At 33.6% G+C, this 19,191-nt stretch carries 18 protein-coding genes; 13 read left to right on the top strand and 5 right to left on the bottom strand.

Annotated features, from left to right (window positions below; genetic code table 11):
* Positions 1–158 precede the first annotated feature (158 nt).
* The 3 genes from EG348_RS09480 to EG348_RS09470 form a co-directional block, all read right to left on the bottom strand.
* Complete coding sequence (locus EG348_RS09480) at positions 159–986, bottom strand: endonuclease/exonuclease/phosphatase family protein (RefSeq protein ID WP_164463271.1); 828 nt, start codon at positions 984–986, stop codon at positions 159–161.
* A 152-nt stretch (positions 987–1,138) separates the two neighbouring features.
* On the bottom strand, positions 1,139–2,020 hold the full coding sequence (locus EG348_RS09475) for an SDR family oxidoreductase (protein WP_072407546.1): 882 nt from the start codon (positions 2,018–2,020) through the stop codon (positions 1,139–1,141).
* Between the two features lie 176 nt (positions 2,021–2,196).
* The gene (locus EG348_RS09470; RefSeq protein ID WP_123982761.1) at positions 2,197–2,607 is read right to left on the bottom strand and encodes a DUF1573 domain-containing protein; all 411 of its coding nucleotides are present in this window, start codon (positions 2,605–2,607) and stop codon (positions 2,197–2,199) included.
* 170 nt (positions 2,608–2,777) lie between these two features.
* On the opposite strand from EG348_RS09470, the gene EG348_RS09465 reads away from it, so the two are divergent.
* The 5 genes from EG348_RS09465 to EG348_RS09445 all read left to right on the top strand — a co-directional run bounded on the left by EG348_RS09465 (position 2,778) and on the right by EG348_RS09445 (position 9,750).
* Entirely contained in the window at positions 2,778–4,025 is a 1,248-nt protein-coding gene (locus EG348_RS09465) for a sensor histidine kinase (protein ID WP_123982759.1), read from the top strand.
* A 17-nt stretch (positions 4,026–4,042) separates the two neighbouring features.
* A complete protein-coding gene (locus tag EG348_RS09460) occupies positions 4,043–4,720 on the top strand; it encodes a response regulator transcription factor (protein ID WP_123982757.1) in 678 nt (225 codons plus the stop codon).
* A gap of 265 nt (positions 4,721–4,985) precedes the next feature.
* The gene (locus EG348_RS09455) at positions 4,986–7,283 is read left to right on the top strand and encodes a GH92 family glycosyl hydrolase (RefSeq protein WP_123982755.1); all 2,298 of its coding nucleotides are present in this window, start codon (positions 4,986–4,988) and stop codon (positions 7,281–7,283) included.
* 336 nt (positions 7,284–7,619) lie between these two features.
* Entirely contained in the window at positions 7,620–8,627 is a 1,008-nt protein-coding gene (locus EG348_RS09450) for an aldo/keto reductase (protein WP_123982753.1), read from the top strand.
* Positions 8,628–8,853: 226 nt separating this feature from the next.
* Positions 8,854–9,750, top strand: coding sequence for a helix-turn-helix domain-containing protein (locus EG348_RS09445; protein WP_123982751.1), 897 nt, complete (start codon positions 8,854–8,856; stop codon positions 9,748–9,750).
* Between the two features lie 137 nt (positions 9,751–9,887).
* Here EG348_RS09445 and EG348_RS09440 read toward each other — a convergent pair whose 3' ends face one another.
* Entirely contained in the window at positions 9,888–11,225 is a 1,338-nt protein-coding gene (locus tag EG348_RS09440) for a dihydroorotase (RefSeq protein ID WP_123982749.1), read from the bottom strand.
* Positions 11,226–11,427: 202 nt separating this feature from the next.
* Between EG348_RS09440 and EG348_RS09435 the strand changes: the two genes are divergently transcribed.
* The 8 genes from EG348_RS09435 (at position 11,428) to ribA (ending at position 18,473) form a co-directional block, all read left to right on the top strand.
* Entirely contained in the window at positions 11,428–12,855 is a 1,428-nt protein-coding gene (locus EG348_RS09435; RefSeq protein WP_123982747.1) for an oligosaccharide flippase family protein, read from the top strand.
* Positions 12,856–13,011: 156 nt separating this feature from the next.
* Positions 13,012–14,028: a sugar phosphate nucleotidyltransferase gene (locus tag EG348_RS09430; RefSeq protein WP_123982745.1), complete on the top strand. Its 1,017-nt coding sequence runs from the start codon at positions 13,012–13,014 to the stop codon at positions 14,026–14,028.
* Positions 14,029–14,133: 105 nt separating this feature from the next.
* Entirely contained in the window at positions 14,134–14,976 is an 843-nt protein-coding gene (locus tag EG348_RS09425) for a DUF4292 domain-containing protein (protein WP_123982743.1), read from the top strand.
* Positions 14,973–16,532: a peptidoglycan DD-metalloendopeptidase family protein gene (locus EG348_RS09420; protein WP_123982741.1), complete on the top strand. Its 1,560-nt coding sequence runs from the start codon at positions 14,973–14,975 to the stop codon at positions 16,530–16,532. Before EG348_RS09425 ends, EG348_RS09420 begins: the two co-directional genes overlap by 4 nt.
* A gap of 31 nt (positions 16,533–16,563) precedes the next feature.
* The gene (locus EG348_RS09415) at positions 16,564–16,773 is read left to right on the top strand and encodes a twin-arginine translocase TatA/TatE family subunit (RefSeq protein ID WP_066752633.1); all 210 of its coding nucleotides are present in this window, start codon (positions 16,564–16,566) and stop codon (positions 16,771–16,773) included.
* A gap of 15 nt (positions 16,774–16,788) precedes the next feature.
* The gene (locus EG348_RS09410; protein ID WP_123982739.1) at positions 16,789–17,400 is read left to right on the top strand and encodes a DUF4254 domain-containing protein; all 612 of its coding nucleotides are present in this window, start codon (positions 16,789–16,791) and stop codon (positions 17,398–17,400) included.
* The gene (locus EG348_RS09405) at positions 17,397–17,855 is read left to right on the top strand and encodes a hypothetical protein (RefSeq protein WP_123982737.1); all 459 of its coding nucleotides are present in this window, start codon (positions 17,397–17,399) and stop codon (positions 17,853–17,855) included. The genes EG348_RS09410 and EG348_RS09405 overlap by 4 nt, the downstream gene beginning before the upstream one ends.
* A gap of 21 nt (positions 17,856–17,876) precedes the next feature.
* Positions 17,877–18,473: a GTP cyclohydrolase II gene (gene ribA / locus EG348_RS09400; protein WP_123982735.1), complete on the top strand. Its 597-nt coding sequence runs from the start codon at positions 17,877–17,879 to the stop codon at positions 18,471–18,473.
* A gap of 81 nt (positions 18,474–18,554) precedes the next feature.
* Here the strand turns inward: ribA and EG348_RS09395 are convergent, their stop codons facing one another.
* Positions 18,555–19,094: a hypothetical protein gene (locus EG348_RS09395; protein ID WP_123982733.1), complete on the bottom strand. Its 540-nt coding sequence runs from the start codon at positions 19,092–19,094 to the stop codon at positions 18,555–18,557.
* Positions 19,095–19,191: the final 97 nt, after the last annotated feature.

Genomic DNA, 19,191 nt, shown 5'->3' with positions numbered 1-19,191 from the left:
AAAAATAAAATGATGATCGATTTTAAAAAAGCAATTCATTCAAAACCTATTAGATTGCCAAGGAAGCCCGATAACAATGAGTGACCTAGAAATCAGAAAAAAATAAACTTCATTCAATTGAATAAAGCTTATTATATAGGTCTAATTTAAATTTTTCATTAAAACTGCAAATCTACCAAGACCGGAAAATGATCGGAAGGATACAATAAATTTTCTCTTCTGTCATTGATGTGTCTGTGAGATTTTATTTTAAAGCCATTTACAAAAATATAGTCGATTCTGTCTTTCGAAACTTCATTAACATTGAAAGCTGTAAAAGTTCCCACCGGACCATAATGTTTGGCTTCTGAATGAGAAAAACTGTCTTTCATATTTTGAGAAAGAATTTTAATCGGCTCTGTATCATCTGTTAAATTAAAATCTCCACTCAATGTCACAGGCAGGTTTTTAGGATTGATTTCCTTGATTTTCTTTAAAATTAAATCTGCAGATTTCACTCTTGCCACATTTCCGATATGATCGAAGTGAAGATTCATGGCTAAAAATTCTTTCTTTGATTTTTTATCTTTAAAAACAGCATACGTACAAACTCTGTTGTAAGCGGCATCCCAACCTTTTGATGGTTTTTCAGGCGTTTCGGAAAGCCAAAATGTTCCTGAATTTAAGACTTGAAGCCTGTTTGTATCATAGAATATAGCGGAAAATTCTCCTTTTTCTTTTCCATCATCTCTTCCAACGCCTACATAATCGTAGTTTTTTAATCCACTTTTGATGTCTTTCATCTGCTCGGGAAGCGCTTCCTGAACTCCGAAATAATCGGGGTGATAATAATTCAATAAATCTACTACATCTTGTTTTCTCTCTGTCCAAGCATTTTCCTTATCCGATTCTATCTGAAGCCTGATATTGAAACTCATTACTTTAAGATCCTGCGAAAATCCCAATGCAAAAAGCATCAAAAATATCATTGAAAATCTGAAATTCATATTCATCTGTTTTAAATTAGTAAGCCACAAAAATAAAACTTCTCCGCGAGAGAGAAGTTTTAGATGTATAATTATTATGTTAAATTTAATTTTTGCAATAAGAAATAAGCAAAATTAACTCATCACTTATCATTCAAAACTTATAACTTTTATCAGTTTGATTTTTTCGCTTTAATCATCGCTTCCAGCGCATCCCACATTTCCTGCGGAATATCTTCCAGCATATTAAATTCCCCTGCTCCCTGTAGCCATTCTCCACCATCGATTGTTACAACTTCACCATTCACAAAAGATGAAAAATCAGAAACTAGATAAGCGGCAAGATTGGCCAATTCTTGATGTTCTCCTACTCTTTTAAGAGGATTTTTCTTTGCTAAATCAAATTGATCCTTCATATCTCCCGGAAGCAATCTGTCCCAAGCTCCTTTTGTAGGAAATGGTCCCGGCGCAATGGCATTAAATCTAATATTATATTTCCCCCACTCCACAGCAAGAGATCTTGTCATTGCTAATACTCCTGCTTTTGCACAAGCAGATGGAACAACGTATGCAGAACCTGTCCAAGCATAAGTTGTTACGATATTTAAAACCGTTCCCGGAGTTTTTGAGTCGATCCAGTGTTTTCCAACGGAAAGCGTACAGTTTTTTGTTCCTTTCAACACAATATCTAAAATAGAATCAAAAGCAGAATGCGTCAATCTTTCTGTTGGAGAGATGAAATTTCCTGCTGCATTATTTAATAGAATATCAATTCTTCCAAATTCTTTCAAAGTAGCTTCTTTCATTGCTTCTACCTCATCCCAATTTCTTACGTCGCATGCAACACAAAGAACTTTTCCGCCTGTTTCTTCTTCCAATTCTTTTGCTGTTCCTTGTAATTTCTCCAAATTTCTGGATGTGATAACTACTTTTGCCCCTAATTGAAGAAAATATTTGGTCATTGCTTTTCCAAGACCGCTTCCACCGCCTGTAACGATGGCTACTTTATCTTTCAGTGCATCTTCACGCAACATGGGTTGTGTATATAGATTCATATATTTTAATTTTTCCTAAAAATAACAAATATTAAAATGCAAAGTTTTAAAATATGTTGATAAATAATGCCATAAATAGTTATTCTCTCTGTTCGACGCGAAAAAAGCATTGCTTCTTAAACAAAAAACAGCCTGATAATTAATTATCAGGCTATAAAATTTGTTTTAAATATTAATTATGCAGCAACTATTCCTTTAAATGAAAGCGTTTTAGGGGTTTTACTTTCGCTTGTTGTAACATTAACCGTTTTCATGAATGGACCTGCGGCGGCGGCATTGAAGCTAGCCTCCACAAATCCTTTTTTCCCTGGAAGAATAGGCGTTTTAGTATAATCTGCTGTAGTGCATCCACAAGATGGTGCTACATTTTCTATAACAATTGGCTTTTTAGATGTATTTGTAAATTCGAATCTGATCAACTTTGGCTTTCCCTGAGGAATATTTCCAACGTCAATAGATTCTGTTTTCCATTTGATATCAGCTGCAATTACTTTTACGACAGGAGTTCCTTCAGCAGGAAATACATTTGCATAAAATGGAGAGCATGCTAACACTGCTAAAAGAGCTGTAATCTTTAAATTTTTCATGAGTATAAATTTTATTAATAGTTAAATGTAAAAAAACAATTATTATTTTTTGATATAGCAAATGTAAAGCTGATTGTTCCTTCAACATGTTAACCGCTATCAAACATTTGTTAATAAGTTGTTAATGATAAAAGATTAATAGATATTTTTGGATAATATTGCTTCATTAAATGGAAATAAAGAAACTCAATATTATTATTACCCTAGGTTTTGTCGCTATTATCGGAATTCTGATAGCTCAACTTCTATGGACAAGACAGGCTTATAATATTGAGGACGAAAAATTTAATCAAACCGTAAATATCGCTTTACTGGAAGTTGTAGAAAAATTATCCGGAGGAAAAACTTCCTTTAGCGAAAGTCCGGTGCAGAATATTTCCAATGATTATTATGTGGTTAATATTAATAATGATTTTCATCCCGCCGTGCTGGAACATTATCTGAGAACAGAATTCACACGATTACAAATAAATACAGATTACGTTTACGCATTATACAATTGTCGTAGTGACCAAATGATGTATGGAAAATATATTTCTACCCATCAGGAAAGTCCTAACACTAAGATGATTAAATTTCCAAAACATAAAAATTTAGTCTATTATTTCTCCATACGTTTTCCGGATAAAACTACGTATTTGATTAGTTCATTACGTTTTTGGTATATACTCACCTTTGCCCTTATTATTATTCTTTTGGTATATGTTTATTCTATATATACGATTATTCAGCAAAAAAAATTCTCAGAACTGCAGCGTGATTTTATCAACAATATGACCCATGAGTTTAAGACTCCTCTTTCTTCCATTCTTTTGGCTTCGGAGGCACTCACGAAGCAAGAACTGATAAAGGAAAATCCTAAATTACAAACCTATACATCGATTATCACCGATCAAGGCTATAAGCTTAATAATCATATTGAAAAAATATTAAATATCGCTAAAAATGATGCCTCCGGGCTCTCATTAAAGCCTCAGAAAATAGTTTTATTGCCTTTCATTGTAGAAATTGTCGACACGATAAAGCAAAAGAATGAAAACCTTTCTGTCCAAATAGAAATTGACAACAATACATCAATTATTGCTGATGAATTTCACTTTACAAATATCATTTATAATATTTTAGACAACTCCATCAAGTACTGCGAAACAAAACCTAATATTATAATCTCTTCTTTTAAAGATTCAAAAGGTTTATATTTAAAATTTAAAGATAACGGGATGGGAATTCCATCTAAAAATATTACTCATATTTTTGATAAATTTTACAGAGTAAATACCAAAAAGAGCGACGAAGTGAACGGTTTTGGATTAGGTTTATTTTACGTAAAAAAAATCGTTCAACAACACAACTGGAAAATTTCAGTTGAAAATAATACGGATGAAGGAATTACAATAACTCTGTTTTTACCTTCTTAAAAATATCAGTGCAAATCATGGAAAAATCTAAAATTTTATATGCAGAAGATGACAATACGATCGCTTTCCTGATTCAGGATAGCTTAGAAAGTTATTATGACATAGATTGTTATCCTGATGGAAAATCTGCACTTGAAGCATTCAATACCAAAACTTTTGACATTTGCCTTTTAGATATTATGATGCCTGAACTAAACGGTTTTGAATTAGCACAATATATCCGCGATAAAAACTCTGAAATACCCATTATTTTTATTTCAGCAAAAGCTTTGAAAGAAGATAGAATTAAAGGTTTGAAAATTGGCGCAGACGATTATTTGGTAAAACCATTTAGTATTGAAGAACTTATTCTGAAAATCGAAGTTTTCCTGAAACGCTCAAAGAAAACAAGCACCACTCCATCAAAATACAAAGTCGGAAAATATGATTTTGACCCTAAAAACTATACTTTACAAGATACAGCAAGCACAATTACCCTTACTCAAAGAGAATCTGAATTACTATTATATTTCATTCGAAATAAAAACACTGTTTTAAAAAGACAAGATATTTTGAAAGCAATTTGGGGCGATGATGATTACTTTATGGGACGGAGTCTTGATGTATTTATTTCGAGATTAAGAAAATTACTTGCGGATGAAAATGTAATCATCGAAAATCTGCATGGAATAGGTTTTCGCTTTTCTGAAAAATAAATCTTCAATAACTTAACACATTTTACTTATATAAACGAAGTGCCTTTGTTTATCTTTAATTAAACATATTGCCTTCCAAAAATATTTGCCTATCCTTGCGATTATTAAACGCAAAGCAACACAAAGGTTTCTAACCTCTTTTTTTGAATTATGATAAACAAAGGCGTTTCACTTAATTTTGAAAAACAAAGATCTTAAAAGATATAATGATAAATAATTATTCTTTGATTTTGATTACTTTTATCATTCGAAAATTTACTTATCCATGAAAAATTCGGGAACTTCTGTTTTTCTATTATTTTTATTATTTAGTTTAAATCTAAAAGCTCAACAATTCGAAAAGCTCTATCAATATGTAAATCCGTTGATTGGAACTGAAAAAATGGGACACACCTATCCCGGAGCAACAGCACCTTTTGGAGCCGTACAATTAAGTCCGGAAACTGATAGTATTTCGTATGAACTCAACGGAAAATATAATGGTGAAGTCTATAAATATTGTGCTGGATATCGTTACGAAGATAAAACGATTGTAGGTTTCAGTTCAACCCATTTCAGTGGAACAGGACATTCCGATTTAGGGGATTTCCTTGTTATGCCAACCGTTGGAAAATTACAATTGAATCCCGGAACCGCTTCAAACCCAGAAAGTGGCTACAGAAGCAGATTTTCACATCAAAACGAAAAAGCAGAAGCAGGTTATTACAAAGTAAAACTTGATGATCATAATATTTTGGCTGAATTAACGGCCACAACCAGAGTTGGAGTTCATCGCTATACTTTTCCGAAATCTGACCAGGCTCATATTATTTTAGATTTGATGGCCGGAATTTACAATTATGATGGTAAAAATGTATGGACGTATGTTCGCGTAGAAAACGGAAATACTATTACTGGCTACCGACAAACTAACGGTTGGGCAAGAACGAGAACCGTTTATTTTGCTATGAAATTTTCAAAACCATTTAAATCTTACGGCCAGAAAAATTATGACGGGAAACAGGTTTACAATGGTTTTTGGAGAAAATTTGACCAAACAAAAAACTTTCCGGAGATCGCCGGAAAAAACCTGAAAATGTATTTTGATTTTGACACTAATGAAAGTGAAGCGATTGAAGTTAAGCTGGCTATTTCACCTGTAAGTCAAGCCAATGCTTTAGGAAATTTAGAAAAAGAAGTTGGAAATTTATCTTTTGACCAAGTCAAAGCACAAACACAGGAAAATTGGAATAAAGAATTAAATAAAATTGTCATTAAAGGTTCTGAAACTGAAAAGACAAATTTCTATACCGCGATGTATCATACGTTTATCAATCCGACAACGTATACAGATATCAATGGAGAATATAAAGGTTTAGATCAAAATATTCACAAAGCAGAGGGTTTTACAAATTATACAACTTTCTCAATTTGGGACACTTACCGTGCGCTTCATCCTTTCTTTAATATTATTCAGCCAAAAAGAAATGGTGATATGGTGAAATCGATGATGGCTCATTACAATCAGTTTTCAATGAAAATGTTACCGATTTGGTCGCATTATGCCAATGATAATTGGTGCATGAGCGGCTATCACAGCGTGAGTGTCGTTGCAGATGTGATTATTAAAGGAAATTATGACGGAGATCCAAAAGAAGCGTTAAAAGCATGCGTTGAAACAGCCAATAAAAGAGATTATGAAGGCATCGGACAATATATTGATTTAGGATATATTCCTGCCGAAAAAAACGGAACTTCGGTTTCCAATACACTGGAATATGCGTATGACGACTGGGCAATTGCCCAATTGGCTAAACATTTGGGTGAAACGGAAATTTTCAATCAATTCATCAAACGTTCTGAAAACTGGAAAAACAATTTTGATAAAACGATCGGATTTATGCGTCCTCGTTTAGCCGATGGAAGCTTTAAGAAAGATTTTAATGCATTAAGTACCCACGGACAAGGTTTTATTGAAGGAAATTCCTGGAATTACAGTTTCTTCGTTCCTCAAAATCCCGATGAACTAATAAAAATGATGGGCGGAAAGAAAAAATTTGCTTCAAAATTGGATGAATTGTTCACCATGCACTTGCCAGACGAATTTTTTGCAGACACAGAAGACATTACAAGAGAAGGAATTATCGGCGGATACGTTCACGGAAACGAACCGGCACATCATGTTGCCTATTTTTATAATTGGGCCGGACAACCCTGGAAAACTCAGGCACAAATCAGACGAATTTTAGAAATGCAATACAAAGCCACTCCCGATGGATTGGGCGGAAACGATGATACCGGACAAATGAGCGCGTGGTATATTTTGAGTTCGCTTGGCTTTTATCCGGTTGCTCCGGGTTCGGAAGATTATGCCATCGGAAGTCCGGCAATTGACAATGCAGTTTTGAATTTAGAGAACGGAAAAATTTTTGAAATTGAGGCGATTAATCAAAGTCCGAAGAATGTCTATGTTGAAAAAATCCTTTTAAATGGAAAAGAAATAAAAAACTTTACATTGAAACATTCTGAAATTATGAATGGCGGGAAATTGAGCTTTTATATGAGTTCTAGGGCGAAGAAATAATATTTAAACACAAATTACACTAATGTTTTGCACTAATTTTTCACAAATAATTAAGTGTAAGTTTGTCATTCGAATATTCACAAAACTTGTCATTCAGAGCGGAACGTAGTGGAGCGTGGAATCTAAACATAGCTTTATGTACGTTGTTTAGACTCGTACCGGGAAGACAAAAGTTAGATAAATCCTCCCACAGATTTCTCAGATTTTCACAGATGATTGTGTTGTATCTTTTTAAAATTAAAAAATACAATCCGTAATTTGAATACGACAATCATGGTTTTGCATACATCAGATTCTTAATTTCTGTTGAATTTTGTATCAATAAAATTTAACAATATGAAATTGAATCAAGTAAAATTAGGAAGTCAGGGTTTAATCATTCCGAATATCGGTTTGGGATGCATGGGAATGACAGGTTTTGGTGAGGCAGATACGTATGGAAAAGCTGATGAAAAAGAAGCTATCGCAACCATCCACCGTTCTTTGGAATTGGGTGGCAACTTTCTGGATACTGCCGATCTGTACGGACCTTTTACAAATGAACGGTTAATTGCAAAGGCAATTGAAGGAAACCGGGGCCAATATATTATCGCAACAAAATTCGGTTGGGAAATTGATGATAATGAACAAATCACCTGGAAAATTAACGGAACTAAAGATTATGTAAAAAAATCGATTGAACGTTCTCTTAAAAATCTGAAAACTGATTACATCGACCTTTATTATATGCATCGCTTGGATAAAAACATTCCTGTTGAAGAGACTGTTGGAGCGATGAGCGATTTGGTGAAAGAAGGAAAAATCGGTTATATCGGTTTGTCCGAAGTTTCTTCTGAGACTGTGAAAAGAGCACACGCAATTCATCCGATTTCTGCAGTTCAGAGTGAATTCTCTCTGTTTGAAAGAACGGTTGAAGAAAAAGGTGTTATCCAAACGCTAAATGAATTGGGAATTGGTTTTGTCGCTTATTCACCTTTGGGCAGAGGATTTTTATCAGGGCAAATCCGTTCGATTGATGATTTGCCGGAAAATGATTTCCGAAGAGGAATTCCGCGTTTTCAAGGGGAACATTTCCATAAAAATATTGAACTGGTAGAAGCGATTGAAAATCTGGCAAAGGAAAAAGATATCTCTTCTTCTCAATTGGCTCTAGCTTGGATTATCAGCAAAGGAATCGTACCAATTCCGGGAACGAAACGCAGAAAATATGTTGAACAAAATATTGAAGCAAGTAAAATTATCTTAAGCGAATCTGACATTCAGAAGCTGGAAAGTATTGTACCTTTAGGAACAGATACAGGAGCTCCTTATGATGAATTCAGCATGGGATTGTTGGATTATTAATTTGTAACTTTAATTGTTGAAAATAACTCAAACCTCATAGGTTTTTGAAACCTATGAGGTTTATCTTAAAAACACAATACAATCGCGCCCCGGCTTGAACGGAGCTCTTTTTGCGAAGCAAAAAAGCGGGAGTGGAAGACATAAGTGAGAAAAAGCGAAAGCTTTATCGAAGCTTACGAACGAAGTTCTAAGGCGCCAAAAAAATTATTATTAAAACTTAAAAATTATGAACACGATAAAATCTATTTCGGCATTTCACAGATTGCTTTCACTTCCTGAACCAAAGCATACGATGGTAAGTGTTATCAACCTTCATGAAAGTATTTTTATTGAAGATGATGTCTGGAAAGGTTTTGTCAGCAGATATTATTGTGTCGCCCTGAAAAGAAATGCGAAAGGAAAAATAAAATACGGACAGCAACATTATGATTATGACAAAGGGGTATTGAGTTTTACAGCGCCCAATCAGGTTCAATATCTGGATTTGAAGACAATGGATTGTGAAAATACAGGTTATCTGCTTATTTTTCATGAAGATTTTTTGCTGAACCACTCTTTAGCAAAAACGATTTCTTCTTACGGATTTTTTTCCTATGCCGTAAATGAAGCGCTGCATTTATCTGAAGATGAAGAGAATGATTTGCTCGAAATTCTATATAAAATTGATAAAGAATATCAACATATCGACCATCATACGCAGGAAATTATTTTGTCGCAAATCGAATTATTGCTGAATTATTCCAAGCGATTTTATGAGAGACAGTTTATCACCCGAAAAAGTGGAAGCCATCAGCTTTTAACGAAATTTGAATCTTATTTAAATGATTATTTTAATACGGAATCATCCGAAAAAGGTCTTTTAACGGTTCACCAAATTGCTGAGGCGATGAATCTTTCCGCTAATTATTTAAGTGATTTTTTGAGAGTTCATACGGGACAAAATACGCAGCAACATATCCACGAAAAATTGATCAGTAAGGCAAAAGAAAAGCTTTCGACAACGGAACTTTCGATAAGTGAAATTGCTTATGAGCTAGGATTTGAGCATTCACAGTCTTTCAGTACACTTTTTAAGAAGAAAACTAATGTTTCGCCTTTGGAATTTCGGCAGTCTTTTAATTAATTTTCCCACAGATTTCTCAGATTTTCACAGATGATTGCGTTTAAAAATCTGCGAGAGAAAAATTATGTTTTGGCTAAATAAGGTAAATGAAAAAGCGGGCTAAAGCCCGCTCCTATGATATCATTAGTTTGTTATATTTATTCCTGAACTTCAAAAAGCAAACGCTCTCCGAATTTTTGTTCATTAATTTTTCCGTTATCGTAAACCAGATTTCCATTGACAAAAGTGTGGGTCACTTTAGAATGGAAATTCGTCCCTTCCAATGGACTCCAACCACATTTGTAAAGGATATTTTCTTTGGCAACCGTCCAGTTTTCATTTAAATCAACCAAAACTAAATCAGCTTTATACCCTTCTCTTACGAAACCTCTTTTCTCCACTCTGAAAAGAATCGCTGGATTATGAGACATTTTCTCAACGATTTTTTCTAAAGAAATTTTTCCGTTGATATAATTTTCAAGCATTACAACTAAAGAATGTTGAACTAAAGGCGCACCGGAAGGACATTTAGTATAAACATTCTGTTTTTCTTCCCAAGTGTGAGGCGCGTGGTCTGTGGCGATCACATCAATTCTGTCGTCCAGCAAAGCTTCCCAAAGTACATCTTTGTCTTTTTGAGTTTTTACGGCAGGATTCCATTTGATTAATCCACCTTTTGTATCGTAATCTTCATTGGTGAACGTCAAATGATGAACGCAAACTTCAGCAGTAATTTTTTTATCTTTTAAAGGAATATCATTTCTGAAAAGTTCCATTTCTTTCGCTGTCGAAAGGTGAAAAACATGAAGTCTTGCTCCTGTTTTTTTTGCCAACTCAATTGCTTTTGAAGAAGATTTATAACAAGCTTCTTCACTTCTGATTAAATGGTGAAATTTTACCGGAATATCTTCCCCATATTCATCCAGATATTTTTGAGTATTGGCTTTAATCGTTGCTTCATCTTCGCAGTGAACGGCAATCAGCATTTTAGTATTGCTAAAAATATTTTCCAGCGTTTCAGGATTGTCGACCAACATATTTCCTGTTGAAGAACCTAGAAACAGTTTAATTCCGGGAACATTTCTTGGATTTGTTTTCAAAACTTCTTCCAAATTATCATTTGTTCCGCCCATCATGAAGCCGTAGTTGGCATACGCTTTTTGAGAACCTATTTCATATTTATCAGCTAATAATTCCTGTGTCACAGCATTCGGAACCGTATTTGGCTGATCGATGAAACTTGTAATTCCACCAGCAATAGCAGCACGAGATTCGGTTTCAATATCGCCTTTATGAGTCAGTCCCGGATCACGAAAATGTACCTGATCATCAATCACTCCTGGCAAAAGATATTTTCCTTCACCATCAATAATTTGATCTGCTTCTTCAGAAATTTGAGAATCTATTTTAGAAATTAAATCATTTTCAATTAAAATATCACCTTCAACGATCTTTCCTTCGTTGACGATTTTTACGTTTTTGATTAAGGTCTTCATTTTTATTTAGAAATTAGATGTTAGATAGTAGAAGTTAGAAAAAATTTTGAGTTATAAATTATGATTAAAATATCAATCACTAGTTTCTAACTTCTACTATCTAGCTTCTATAAAACACAAAATTAAGGTTTATGAATGAATTTTAACGTTGCTGATAAAAAATCAATTTCTAAATATTTACATTTGTAAAAAAATTTCGACTTTGTATAAGAAACTATTAGGGCAGACAATCATCTACGGAGTAGGAGCCATAGCCCCAAGGATTATTTTGTTTATCCTTAATCCACTTTTGATTTATAAAATTCCCAATGAAGGTTTTGCGATTTTCACACAACTATACGCATGGATTTCTTTTGTTAACATTATACTTTCTTTTGGTTTTGAAACGGCTTATTTTAGATTTTCTGCTGAAGAAGGTAATGAGAAGAAAACCTTCAATACTTCGTTTTGGTTTTTGTTTTCAACTTCTACTGTTTTCCTCGCTTTATGCTATTTATTTAACCAGCCTATAGCTGATTATGCAGGGTATCATGATAATCCTGAATATATCAAATGGTTTGCAATGATTGCTTTTTTTGACAACTTATTGGTGATTCCGTTTGCTTGGTTGCGTTTTCATAACAAACCCATCAAATATTCTGCAGTAAGAATTATTCAGGCAGTATTTCAGGCAGTTTTCACAGCAGCATTATTTTTCTGGATTCCGGAAAATGTTTCAAAAAGCATTGGTTTAGACCAAAATGTCGACTATCCGTTTTTTAGTAATCTTGCGGGAAGTGCTTTAGGTTTCTTATTATTGCTTCCAATTCTATTAAAGGTCAGATTTCAGTTTATAACCTCTTTATTCGGACGTATGATTAAATATTCGTTTCCGTTAATGCTTGCAGGATTAGCTTTTATGGTCAATGAAAACTTCGATAAATCTGTACAAAGAAATTATATTTCAGACGAAGAGGCTGGCGCTTACGGTGGTTGTTATAAATTGGCAGTCCTCATGACATTATTCGTTACAGCTTACCGAATGGGGATTGAACCTTTCTTTTTTAAACAAATGGATAAAGGTGACGCCAAGAAAACTTATGCTAAAGTTGCCGAATATTTTGCATTCTTTGCATGTGCCGTCGCTTTAGGAATTATCGCTAATATTGCATGGCTGAAAGATGTTTTCATTCCCAACAAATCCTATTGGATCGCAATAGATATCATCCCGATTATTGTAGTGGCCAATCTTTGCTTCGGAATATATTATAACTTTTCCACTTGGTATAAAGTAACAGACAGAACCAGCGTTGGAACTATTATTTCATGGCTTGGAGCAGGTATCAATATCGCTTTTAACCTTTTAGCATTAAATTATTATCACAGCATGATTGGTTCTGCATGGGCAACTTTCGGAGCGTATCTTATCATGATGATTGTGTCTTATATATTAGGTCAGAAATACTACCCTATACCTTATAGAATGAAAAAAATGTCTTTCTTCTTAATATTACTTGGATTTTTCAGCTTTATCATTGTGAAATATCTTAACTATAATATTTTAATGAGTAATCTATTATTTTTAATTTTCATAGGTATTTTAATCTACTCAGAAAAAGACATGATTCTTTCCCGGATTAAAAAAAGCTAAAAATTGGTCTCAATTTTGATGCTAAACAATTTTGTTTAAAAAATTAAACAAACATATTAAAGCTTAATAAAATTCAATCATAAAAATCGTTTTAATTATTATCTTTAACCGATAAATCAATAATACTTTAATTATAAAACACCCAGAATTATATAAATGAAAATTATAGTACCTATGGCTGGACGTGGTTCCAGATTACGTCCTCATACATTGACGGTTCCAAAACCTCTTATTCCGATTGCCGGAAAACCGATTGTTCAAAGATTGGTTGAAGATATTGCTAAAGTTGCTGGAGAAGAAATTGAAGAAGTAGCTTTTATCATCGGAGATTTTGGTCCTGAGATCGAAAAATCATTAATTCAGATCGCTGAAAAACTAGGTGCTAAAGGAAGCATTTATTATCAAAATGATCCTTTGGGAACTGCTCATGCTATCAAATGTGCTGAAGCATCAATGCAAGGAGACGTTGTAATCGCTTTTGCAGACACACTTTTCCGTGCAGATTTTGTTTTAGATAAAAATTCTGATGGTGTAATTTGGGTAAAAAGCGTAGAAGATCCTTCTGCTTTTGGAGTTGTAAAATTAGACAACTACGGTTTCATTACCGATTTTGTTGAAAAACCAACTACTTTCGTTTCAGACCTTGCTATTATCGGTATTTATTATTTCAATAGTGCTGAAAAATTGATGAGCGAGATCAATTATATCATGGATAATGATATTAAAAACGGTGGAGAATATCAATTAACAACAGCGTTGGAAAACTTAAGAGCAAAAGGCGCAAAATTCTCTCTAGGAAAAGTAAACGACTGGATGGATTGCGGTAATAAAAATGCAACCGTAGAAACCAACAGTAAAATTCTTGCCTACGAAATAGAAGAAATGTCTACTTACCCGGCTTCTGCAGTTATCGAAAATTCATTGATCATTCAGCCTTGTTTTATTGGTGAAAATGTGAAAATTTCAAACTCAAAAGTAGGTCCTGGAGTTTCTTTAGGAAACAACACAATTGTAGTAAATTCAAACATTGAGAACTCTTTGATTCAGGAAAACACAAGAATCAATCACGGAAACCTTTCTAATTCAATGATCGGAAATTCTGCTCAGTATTTTGGAGTTTCTAGAGAGATCTCATTAGGAGATTATTCTGTTTTAGATTTTTTGTCTAGATAAGATCAGAAATTAATTTAAATTATATATCTTCAAACCACACAAAATGTTTTGTGTGGTTTGGCGTTAATATTGCAAAGTATTATTTTTAATTGAAAAGATAAATACATGAAAAACTGGATCCCATTAATTTTACTGCTTTTCGTATTGTCATCCTGTAAGACAAGAAATGCTGCTAAAAAGAACAACAACATTAATGACAGCACTATCGTAGTAAAAGACGATGGAAATCCTAAAGATGCCAATGAACCTGTAAGAGATAAAATTACATTTTTTGAACATGTTCTTATTCCACCGAAATTTGATCAGATAAAAATTAGTAGCAAGGTAAATGTTGAAACAGGAAATTTTATTCCTACGCTTGATGCTACGATATATATTGAAAATAATAAAAAAGTTTGGATGAACTTAACTGCATTATTTCTTGGGGTGGCAAGAGGAGTTGCAACTCCTGAAGGTGTTAAAGGGCTCGACCGAACAAGTAAATCATATATCGATTCAGATTTCGATTATCTTAATAACTTACTGAATGTCAATTTCATTGATTATAAATCTTTGGAAAAAATATTAATGGGAAGAACATTTGTAAAGATCAGTGATTCACAGTTTACCCTTACAAAAAATGCTCAGGGGTTTAAAATGACATCCAACGCAAATCAAAAAATCGTTACTGATGAAAAAACAAGAGAATATAAAATTACCTTGCAATATGATACTAATTATGATTTATTGAATGTAAATTTAAAAGATGTTTTATCTCCGGACGAATTAGAAATATCTTACAGCAATTGGGATGAATATAATGGAATTCGTTTACCTAAAAATGTTAAAATAATTATAAAAGGGTCAAAAAGCAGTCAGATTTTACTAGAAAATACGAAATTTGACTTTTCCCCGATGGAAACACCGTATTCAGTACCATCCAGTTATAAGAAAATCGAGATTAAATGATTAAAAAAATTAGCTTTTTAATAGGTATTTTGCTGTTCTCATTGCAATATGGGCAAAAAAAAGAGCAATTACAAAAGCAGAATGCTGACCTTAAAAAACAAATTGCACAAATAAATTCAGATTTAGCTAAAACCAGAAGCGAATCTAAACTTTCTATATCCTACCTTACCAACGTCAATAAAAAACTAGCTTTAAGAGAAAAGGTGTACACCAATACTCAAAAAGAGAAAAGATTTATTGAAGATGACATTTACCTTCGTCAATTGGAAATCAACCGTCAGAACAAAGAATTGGCAGTTCTCAGAAAGAATTATGCCGAAGTTTTGGTGAATGCCTATAAAAATAAAGGCGTACAGAATAAAGTAACTTTTATTCTTTCTGCCAAAAATATGGGTGAAGCGATAAGAAGGGTTCAGTATTTAAAACAATACGCTGATTATCAAGATAAAAAAGCAGCTGAAATTTCAAATGCCGCTGCTCAGATAAAAAACACCATTACTCAGAGACAAAAATCAATTAAAGATAAAGAGCAGCTTTTAGTAAATCAACAAAAAGATTTAACAACAATCAACGCCGAAAGAGCTCAAAAAGAACAGCTTGTTGCTGAATTTAAGAAAAATGAATCTCAGTTAACTGTCGAGCTTAAACAAAAGCAAACTCAGTCTAAAGCTCTTGAAGGACAAATTAGATCGATCATTGCAGAAGAAATAAGAATCGCTAAAGCTGAAGAAGAAGCAAGAAGAAAAGCGGAAGCTGAAAAAATACGTCTTGCAAAAATCGCAGCCGAAAGAGAAAAAGCAAGAATTGAAGCTGAAAACAGAGCCAGAGCAGAAGCCTTGGAAAAAGAAAGGTTATTAGCTGAAGCAGAATCTAAAAGAGCAACAGAACTAGCTGCAAAAAGAGCTGCTGAAGAAAAGAAACGTACAGAAGAAGCTGCAAGAGCGGAAGCCAATGCAAAAGATGAAGCAAGAAAAGTAGCTGCTACAAAAGCATCAGAAGAAGCTAATGCAAGAGCTAGAGAAGCATCAAACAAATTAATTGCCGCAAGGGCTGCAGAAGCTGCACTTACAAAGAAAAAAGACGCCGAGAAAAAAGCTGCAGAAACCAAAGCGATGACCAACTTTGGGGTAACATCTACAGTTGCAGGAAATAACTTTGCAGATAACAGAGGAAGATTAGGTTTCCCTGTAGATAAAGGGCAGGTTACCCACCGATTCGGAAGACAGCCTCACCCGGTTTTCAAAAATATTGTTGAAGAAAATAATGGAATCAAGATATCTGTACCTTCAGGTACACGTGCGAAATCTGTATTCCCTGGAACCGTTTCTTCGATCTTAGCAAATAGTGACGGTACAAAAACCGTTATGATCAAACATGGAAGTTATTTTACAATCTATTCCAACTTGGGAGGTGTAAATGTTTCTAAAGGACAACAGGTATCAGCAGGCACTCCGGTAGGGGTTGTAGGTCAGGATTTTGACGGTTCTTACACCCTTGATTTCCAAGTTTGGAGCGGAACTACACCAGTTGATCCACTAGGTTGGGTTTCCTATTAAAAAATAGATTAACTTTGTAAAAAATTAAGCAATGCAAACACTAACAATATTAGCCTTATCTTGGCAACATATCCTTATCGTAGCTGTACTTCTTGTGTTACTTTTTGGAGGTAAAAAAATTCCGGAATTAATGAGAGGTGTTGGTTCAGGTATTAAAGAATTTAAAGATGCTGTAAAAGAAGAAGACAAACCAGGTTCTGAAAAGAAATCTTCTACTGATAATAACCCCACCAGCAACTAAAATTCTACAGAATTAATGAACTTTACAGAGATTGCATGGCAAGTCTTTAATACTTCTATTGAAGATTATCACGTGCTTGATGACGTTAACACTCTAATTAATAACCCGTTCGAGAAAGATAGTTTGGAACGAATTTTGTATGCAAAGAACTGGATTGATACCGTTCAATGGCATTTGGAAGATATTATTAGAGATGAGAACATAGATCCAACTGAAGCTCTTCAATTAAAGAGAACAATAGACGCTTCTAATCAGAAAAGAACTGATTTGGTGGAATTTATTGATAGTTGGTTTCTTAATAAATATGAAAATATAACTCCTAAATCTGATGCAAAGATCAATACTGAAACTCCAGCTTGGGCTGTAGACAGATTATCTATCCTTGCGTTAAAGGTTTATCACATGTCATTAGAAGCCAATAGAGAATCCGCTTCTGAAGAGCACCGAAAGAATTGCCAGGCAAAACTAGATGTGCTTCTAGATCAGAAAGAGGACCTATTTACTTCTATTAATCAGTTGCTTACTGATATTGAGAACGGTAACGTTAAGATGAAAGTGTACAAACAAATGAAAATGTACAACGATGATAGTCTTAACCCAATCCTTTATCAAAAGGGGCAAAAATGAAACGACTATTTTTTTTCGGAGTACTAATAATTATAACATCTTCCTGCGCAACGGAAAAATTAAATTTTTCTCCGCTGTCTAATAATTTTTATAGCGAAGCCAAAGGTTCTGATTCCGATAGAGGAGTTAAGAAAAGCATCGATATAAATATTAAAGAAAATGTTAATGCATCAGAGATCTCAAATCTCATTTCAACTTTTCCGAAGTTCAAAAATGTGAACTTAAATGAGGAAGTATTAAATTTGAAATATAGTTTACAGAATTACCTCTATGCAATTGATGCAAATAATCTTTCAGGAAAAAACAGAGCAATTAAAAGCTTCGAAAAATCTTATAAAAAAATTCAGAAACTGAGACAGAATCTTAACAAAGATGATGACGAAGTACTTAACAGATATTTGGTAAGATTGAAAACCAATATTACCGTTATCGAAGATTCTTTAAAAGGAAATTAAAAACTAATTCGTAACTAATTAATGATAAAAATTCAGGCGGAGGCCAATGTTCCTACAGAACACGGCAGTTTCCGAATGATTGCTTTCTCCGAAAATGAGAACGACTGGATGCCTCATATGGCTATTATCGCCGAAAATACAGACTTTTCTAAGCCTGTAAATGTACGTTTCCACTCAGAATGTATTACCGGAGAAGTTTTCCATTCAAAAAAATGTGAATGTGGGCAGCAACTGGATGCCGCAATGAAATATACCCATGAAAATGGAGGAATGATAATTTATCTTCGACAGGAAGGAAGAAATATAGGAATTATCAATAAGCTTAAAGCTTACTCTCTTCAGGAAAAAGGTTTTGACACCGTGGAAGCCAACCTAAAACTAGGACTTCCGGCAGACGACAGAAACTTTGAAGTGGCCATTGAGATCTTAAACTTATTAGATGTAAAAGATATCAACCTTCTTACAAACAATCCTGAAAAGGTGAAACATGTAGAGAAAAGCAATATTCATCTCAATTCAAGAATACCTTTACAAATTCCGGCCAACGAAAATAGTAAAGAATACTTACAGACAAAGAAAGATTATTTTGGACATCTTCTCGATGATAACGATAAATAATTAAACTTCATAAAAGCAAAGGCTCCGAAAGAAATTTCTTTCGGAGCCTTTTTAATTATAAAAAATTGAAAAGATATATTCTTAATTTACTTTAGTGTTAGTAACATTAGAATCATTAAGATTATAATATTTAACTACAGCATTATAATCTTTATAGTCTAAACCAGCAGATTTAGAAGCTTTTCCGGCAGCATTAGCAGGAACAAGTACAATTCTAAATGTCTGATTTACTAAATATTGATTTGTTTCTGCAGATGTCATCTGTGTTGCCTGATTAAAGTTTGCAGTAGTTCTGATTTCCACATCCTGAGACGTAAAATCGAAATTATAATCTAGCTCTCTACCTGTTGGCAAGTTTTGAACATCGTCTAAATAATATGTTTTAGGAATAATTTGCCAAACATTTCCTACTCTTTTGTATACTAAAACTACATCTGTACTTGCAATATTAATATCTAATCCAAGGGTAAAATTATTACCACTTGAGAATGTTCCTGTGGCATCTTTCATTACAGCTACTGTATCACTATCTTGGCCTTGTATTACGTCGTCGTCATTATCACAGCTAAATATGAATAAGCTCACAAAAGCTAATAGTAAAATTGGAAGAAATTTTTTCATTTTATAAAAGTTTAATTATTATTGATATGGCTTATTCAAAACATATACCAAAAAACTCAAAAACTTTGTTTTCATCGTTTTTTTAATTGTATTTTTG

It is taken from the genome of Chryseobacterium sp. G0201 (genome assembly GCF_003815655.1).
Taxonomy (GTDB): Bacteria; Bacteroidota; Bacteroidia; order Flavobacteriales; family Weeksellaceae; genus Chryseobacterium.
Note: the sequence above shows the minus strand (reverse complement) of the source record. Positions and strands in the feature narration are given on the sequence as shown.

Excerpts from the sequence above, each read along its gene's own strand:
- EG348_RS09425 (WP_123982743.1), top strand. The coding sequence starts at position 14,134 with ATGAAAAACTGGATCCCATTAATTTTACTGCTTTTCGTATTGTCATCC.
- EG348_RS09440 (WP_123982749.1), bottom strand. The coding sequence starts at position 11,225 with ATGAAGACCTTAATCAAAAACGTAAAAATCGTCAACGAAGGAAAGATC.
- EG348_RS09395 (WP_123982733.1), bottom strand. The coding sequence starts at position 19,094 with ATGAAAAAATTTCTTCCAATTTTACTATTAGCTTTTGTGAGCTTATTC.
- EG348_RS09450 (WP_123982753.1), top strand. The coding sequence starts at position 7,620 with ATGAAATTGAATCAAGTAAAATTAGGAAGTCAGGGTTTAATCATTCCG.
- ribA (WP_123982735.1), top strand. The coding sequence starts at position 17,877 with ATGATAAAAATTCAGGCGGAGGCCAATGTTCCTACAGAACACGGCAGT.
- EG348_RS09415 (WP_066752633.1), top strand. The coding sequence starts at position 16,564 with ATGCAAACACTAACAATATTAGCCTTATCTTGGCAACATATCCTTATC.
- EG348_RS09480 (WP_164463271.1), bottom strand. The coding sequence starts at position 986 with ATGAATTTCAGATTTTCAATGATATTTTTGATGCTTTTTGCATTGGGA.
- EG348_RS09430 (WP_123982745.1), top strand. The coding sequence starts at position 13,012 with ATGAAAATTATAGTACCTATGGCTGGACGTGGTTCCAGATTACGTCCT.
- EG348_RS09420 (WP_123982741.1), top strand. The coding sequence starts at position 14,973 with ATGATTAAAAAAATTAGCTTTTTAATAGGTATTTTGCTGTTCTCATTG.
- EG348_RS09445 (WP_123982751.1), top strand. The coding sequence starts at position 8,854 with ATGAACACGATAAAATCTATTTCGGCATTTCACAGATTGCTTTCACTT.
- EG348_RS09460 (WP_123982757.1), top strand. The coding sequence starts at position 4,043 with ATGGAAAAATCTAAAATTTTATATGCAGAAGATGACAATACGATCGCT.
- EG348_RS09405 (WP_123982737.1), top strand. The coding sequence starts at position 17,397 with ATGAAACGACTATTTTTTTTCGGAGTACTAATAATTATAACATCTTCC.
- EG348_RS09475 (WP_072407546.1), bottom strand. The coding sequence starts at position 2,020 with ATGAATCTATATACACAACCCATGTTGCGTGAAGATGCACTGAAAGAT.
- EG348_RS09410 (WP_123982739.1), top strand. The coding sequence starts at position 16,789 with ATGAACTTTACAGAGATTGCATGGCAAGTCTTTAATACTTCTATTGAA.
- EG348_RS09465 (WP_123982759.1), top strand. The coding sequence starts at position 2,778 with ATGGAAATAAAGAAACTCAATATTATTATTACCCTAGGTTTTGTCGCT.
- EG348_RS09470 (WP_123982761.1), bottom strand. The coding sequence starts at position 2,607 with ATGAAAAATTTAAAGATTACAGCTCTTTTAGCAGTGTTAGCATGCTCT.
- EG348_RS09455 (WP_123982755.1), top strand. The coding sequence starts at position 4,986 with ATGAAAAATTCGGGAACTTCTGTTTTTCTATTATTTTTATTATTTAGT.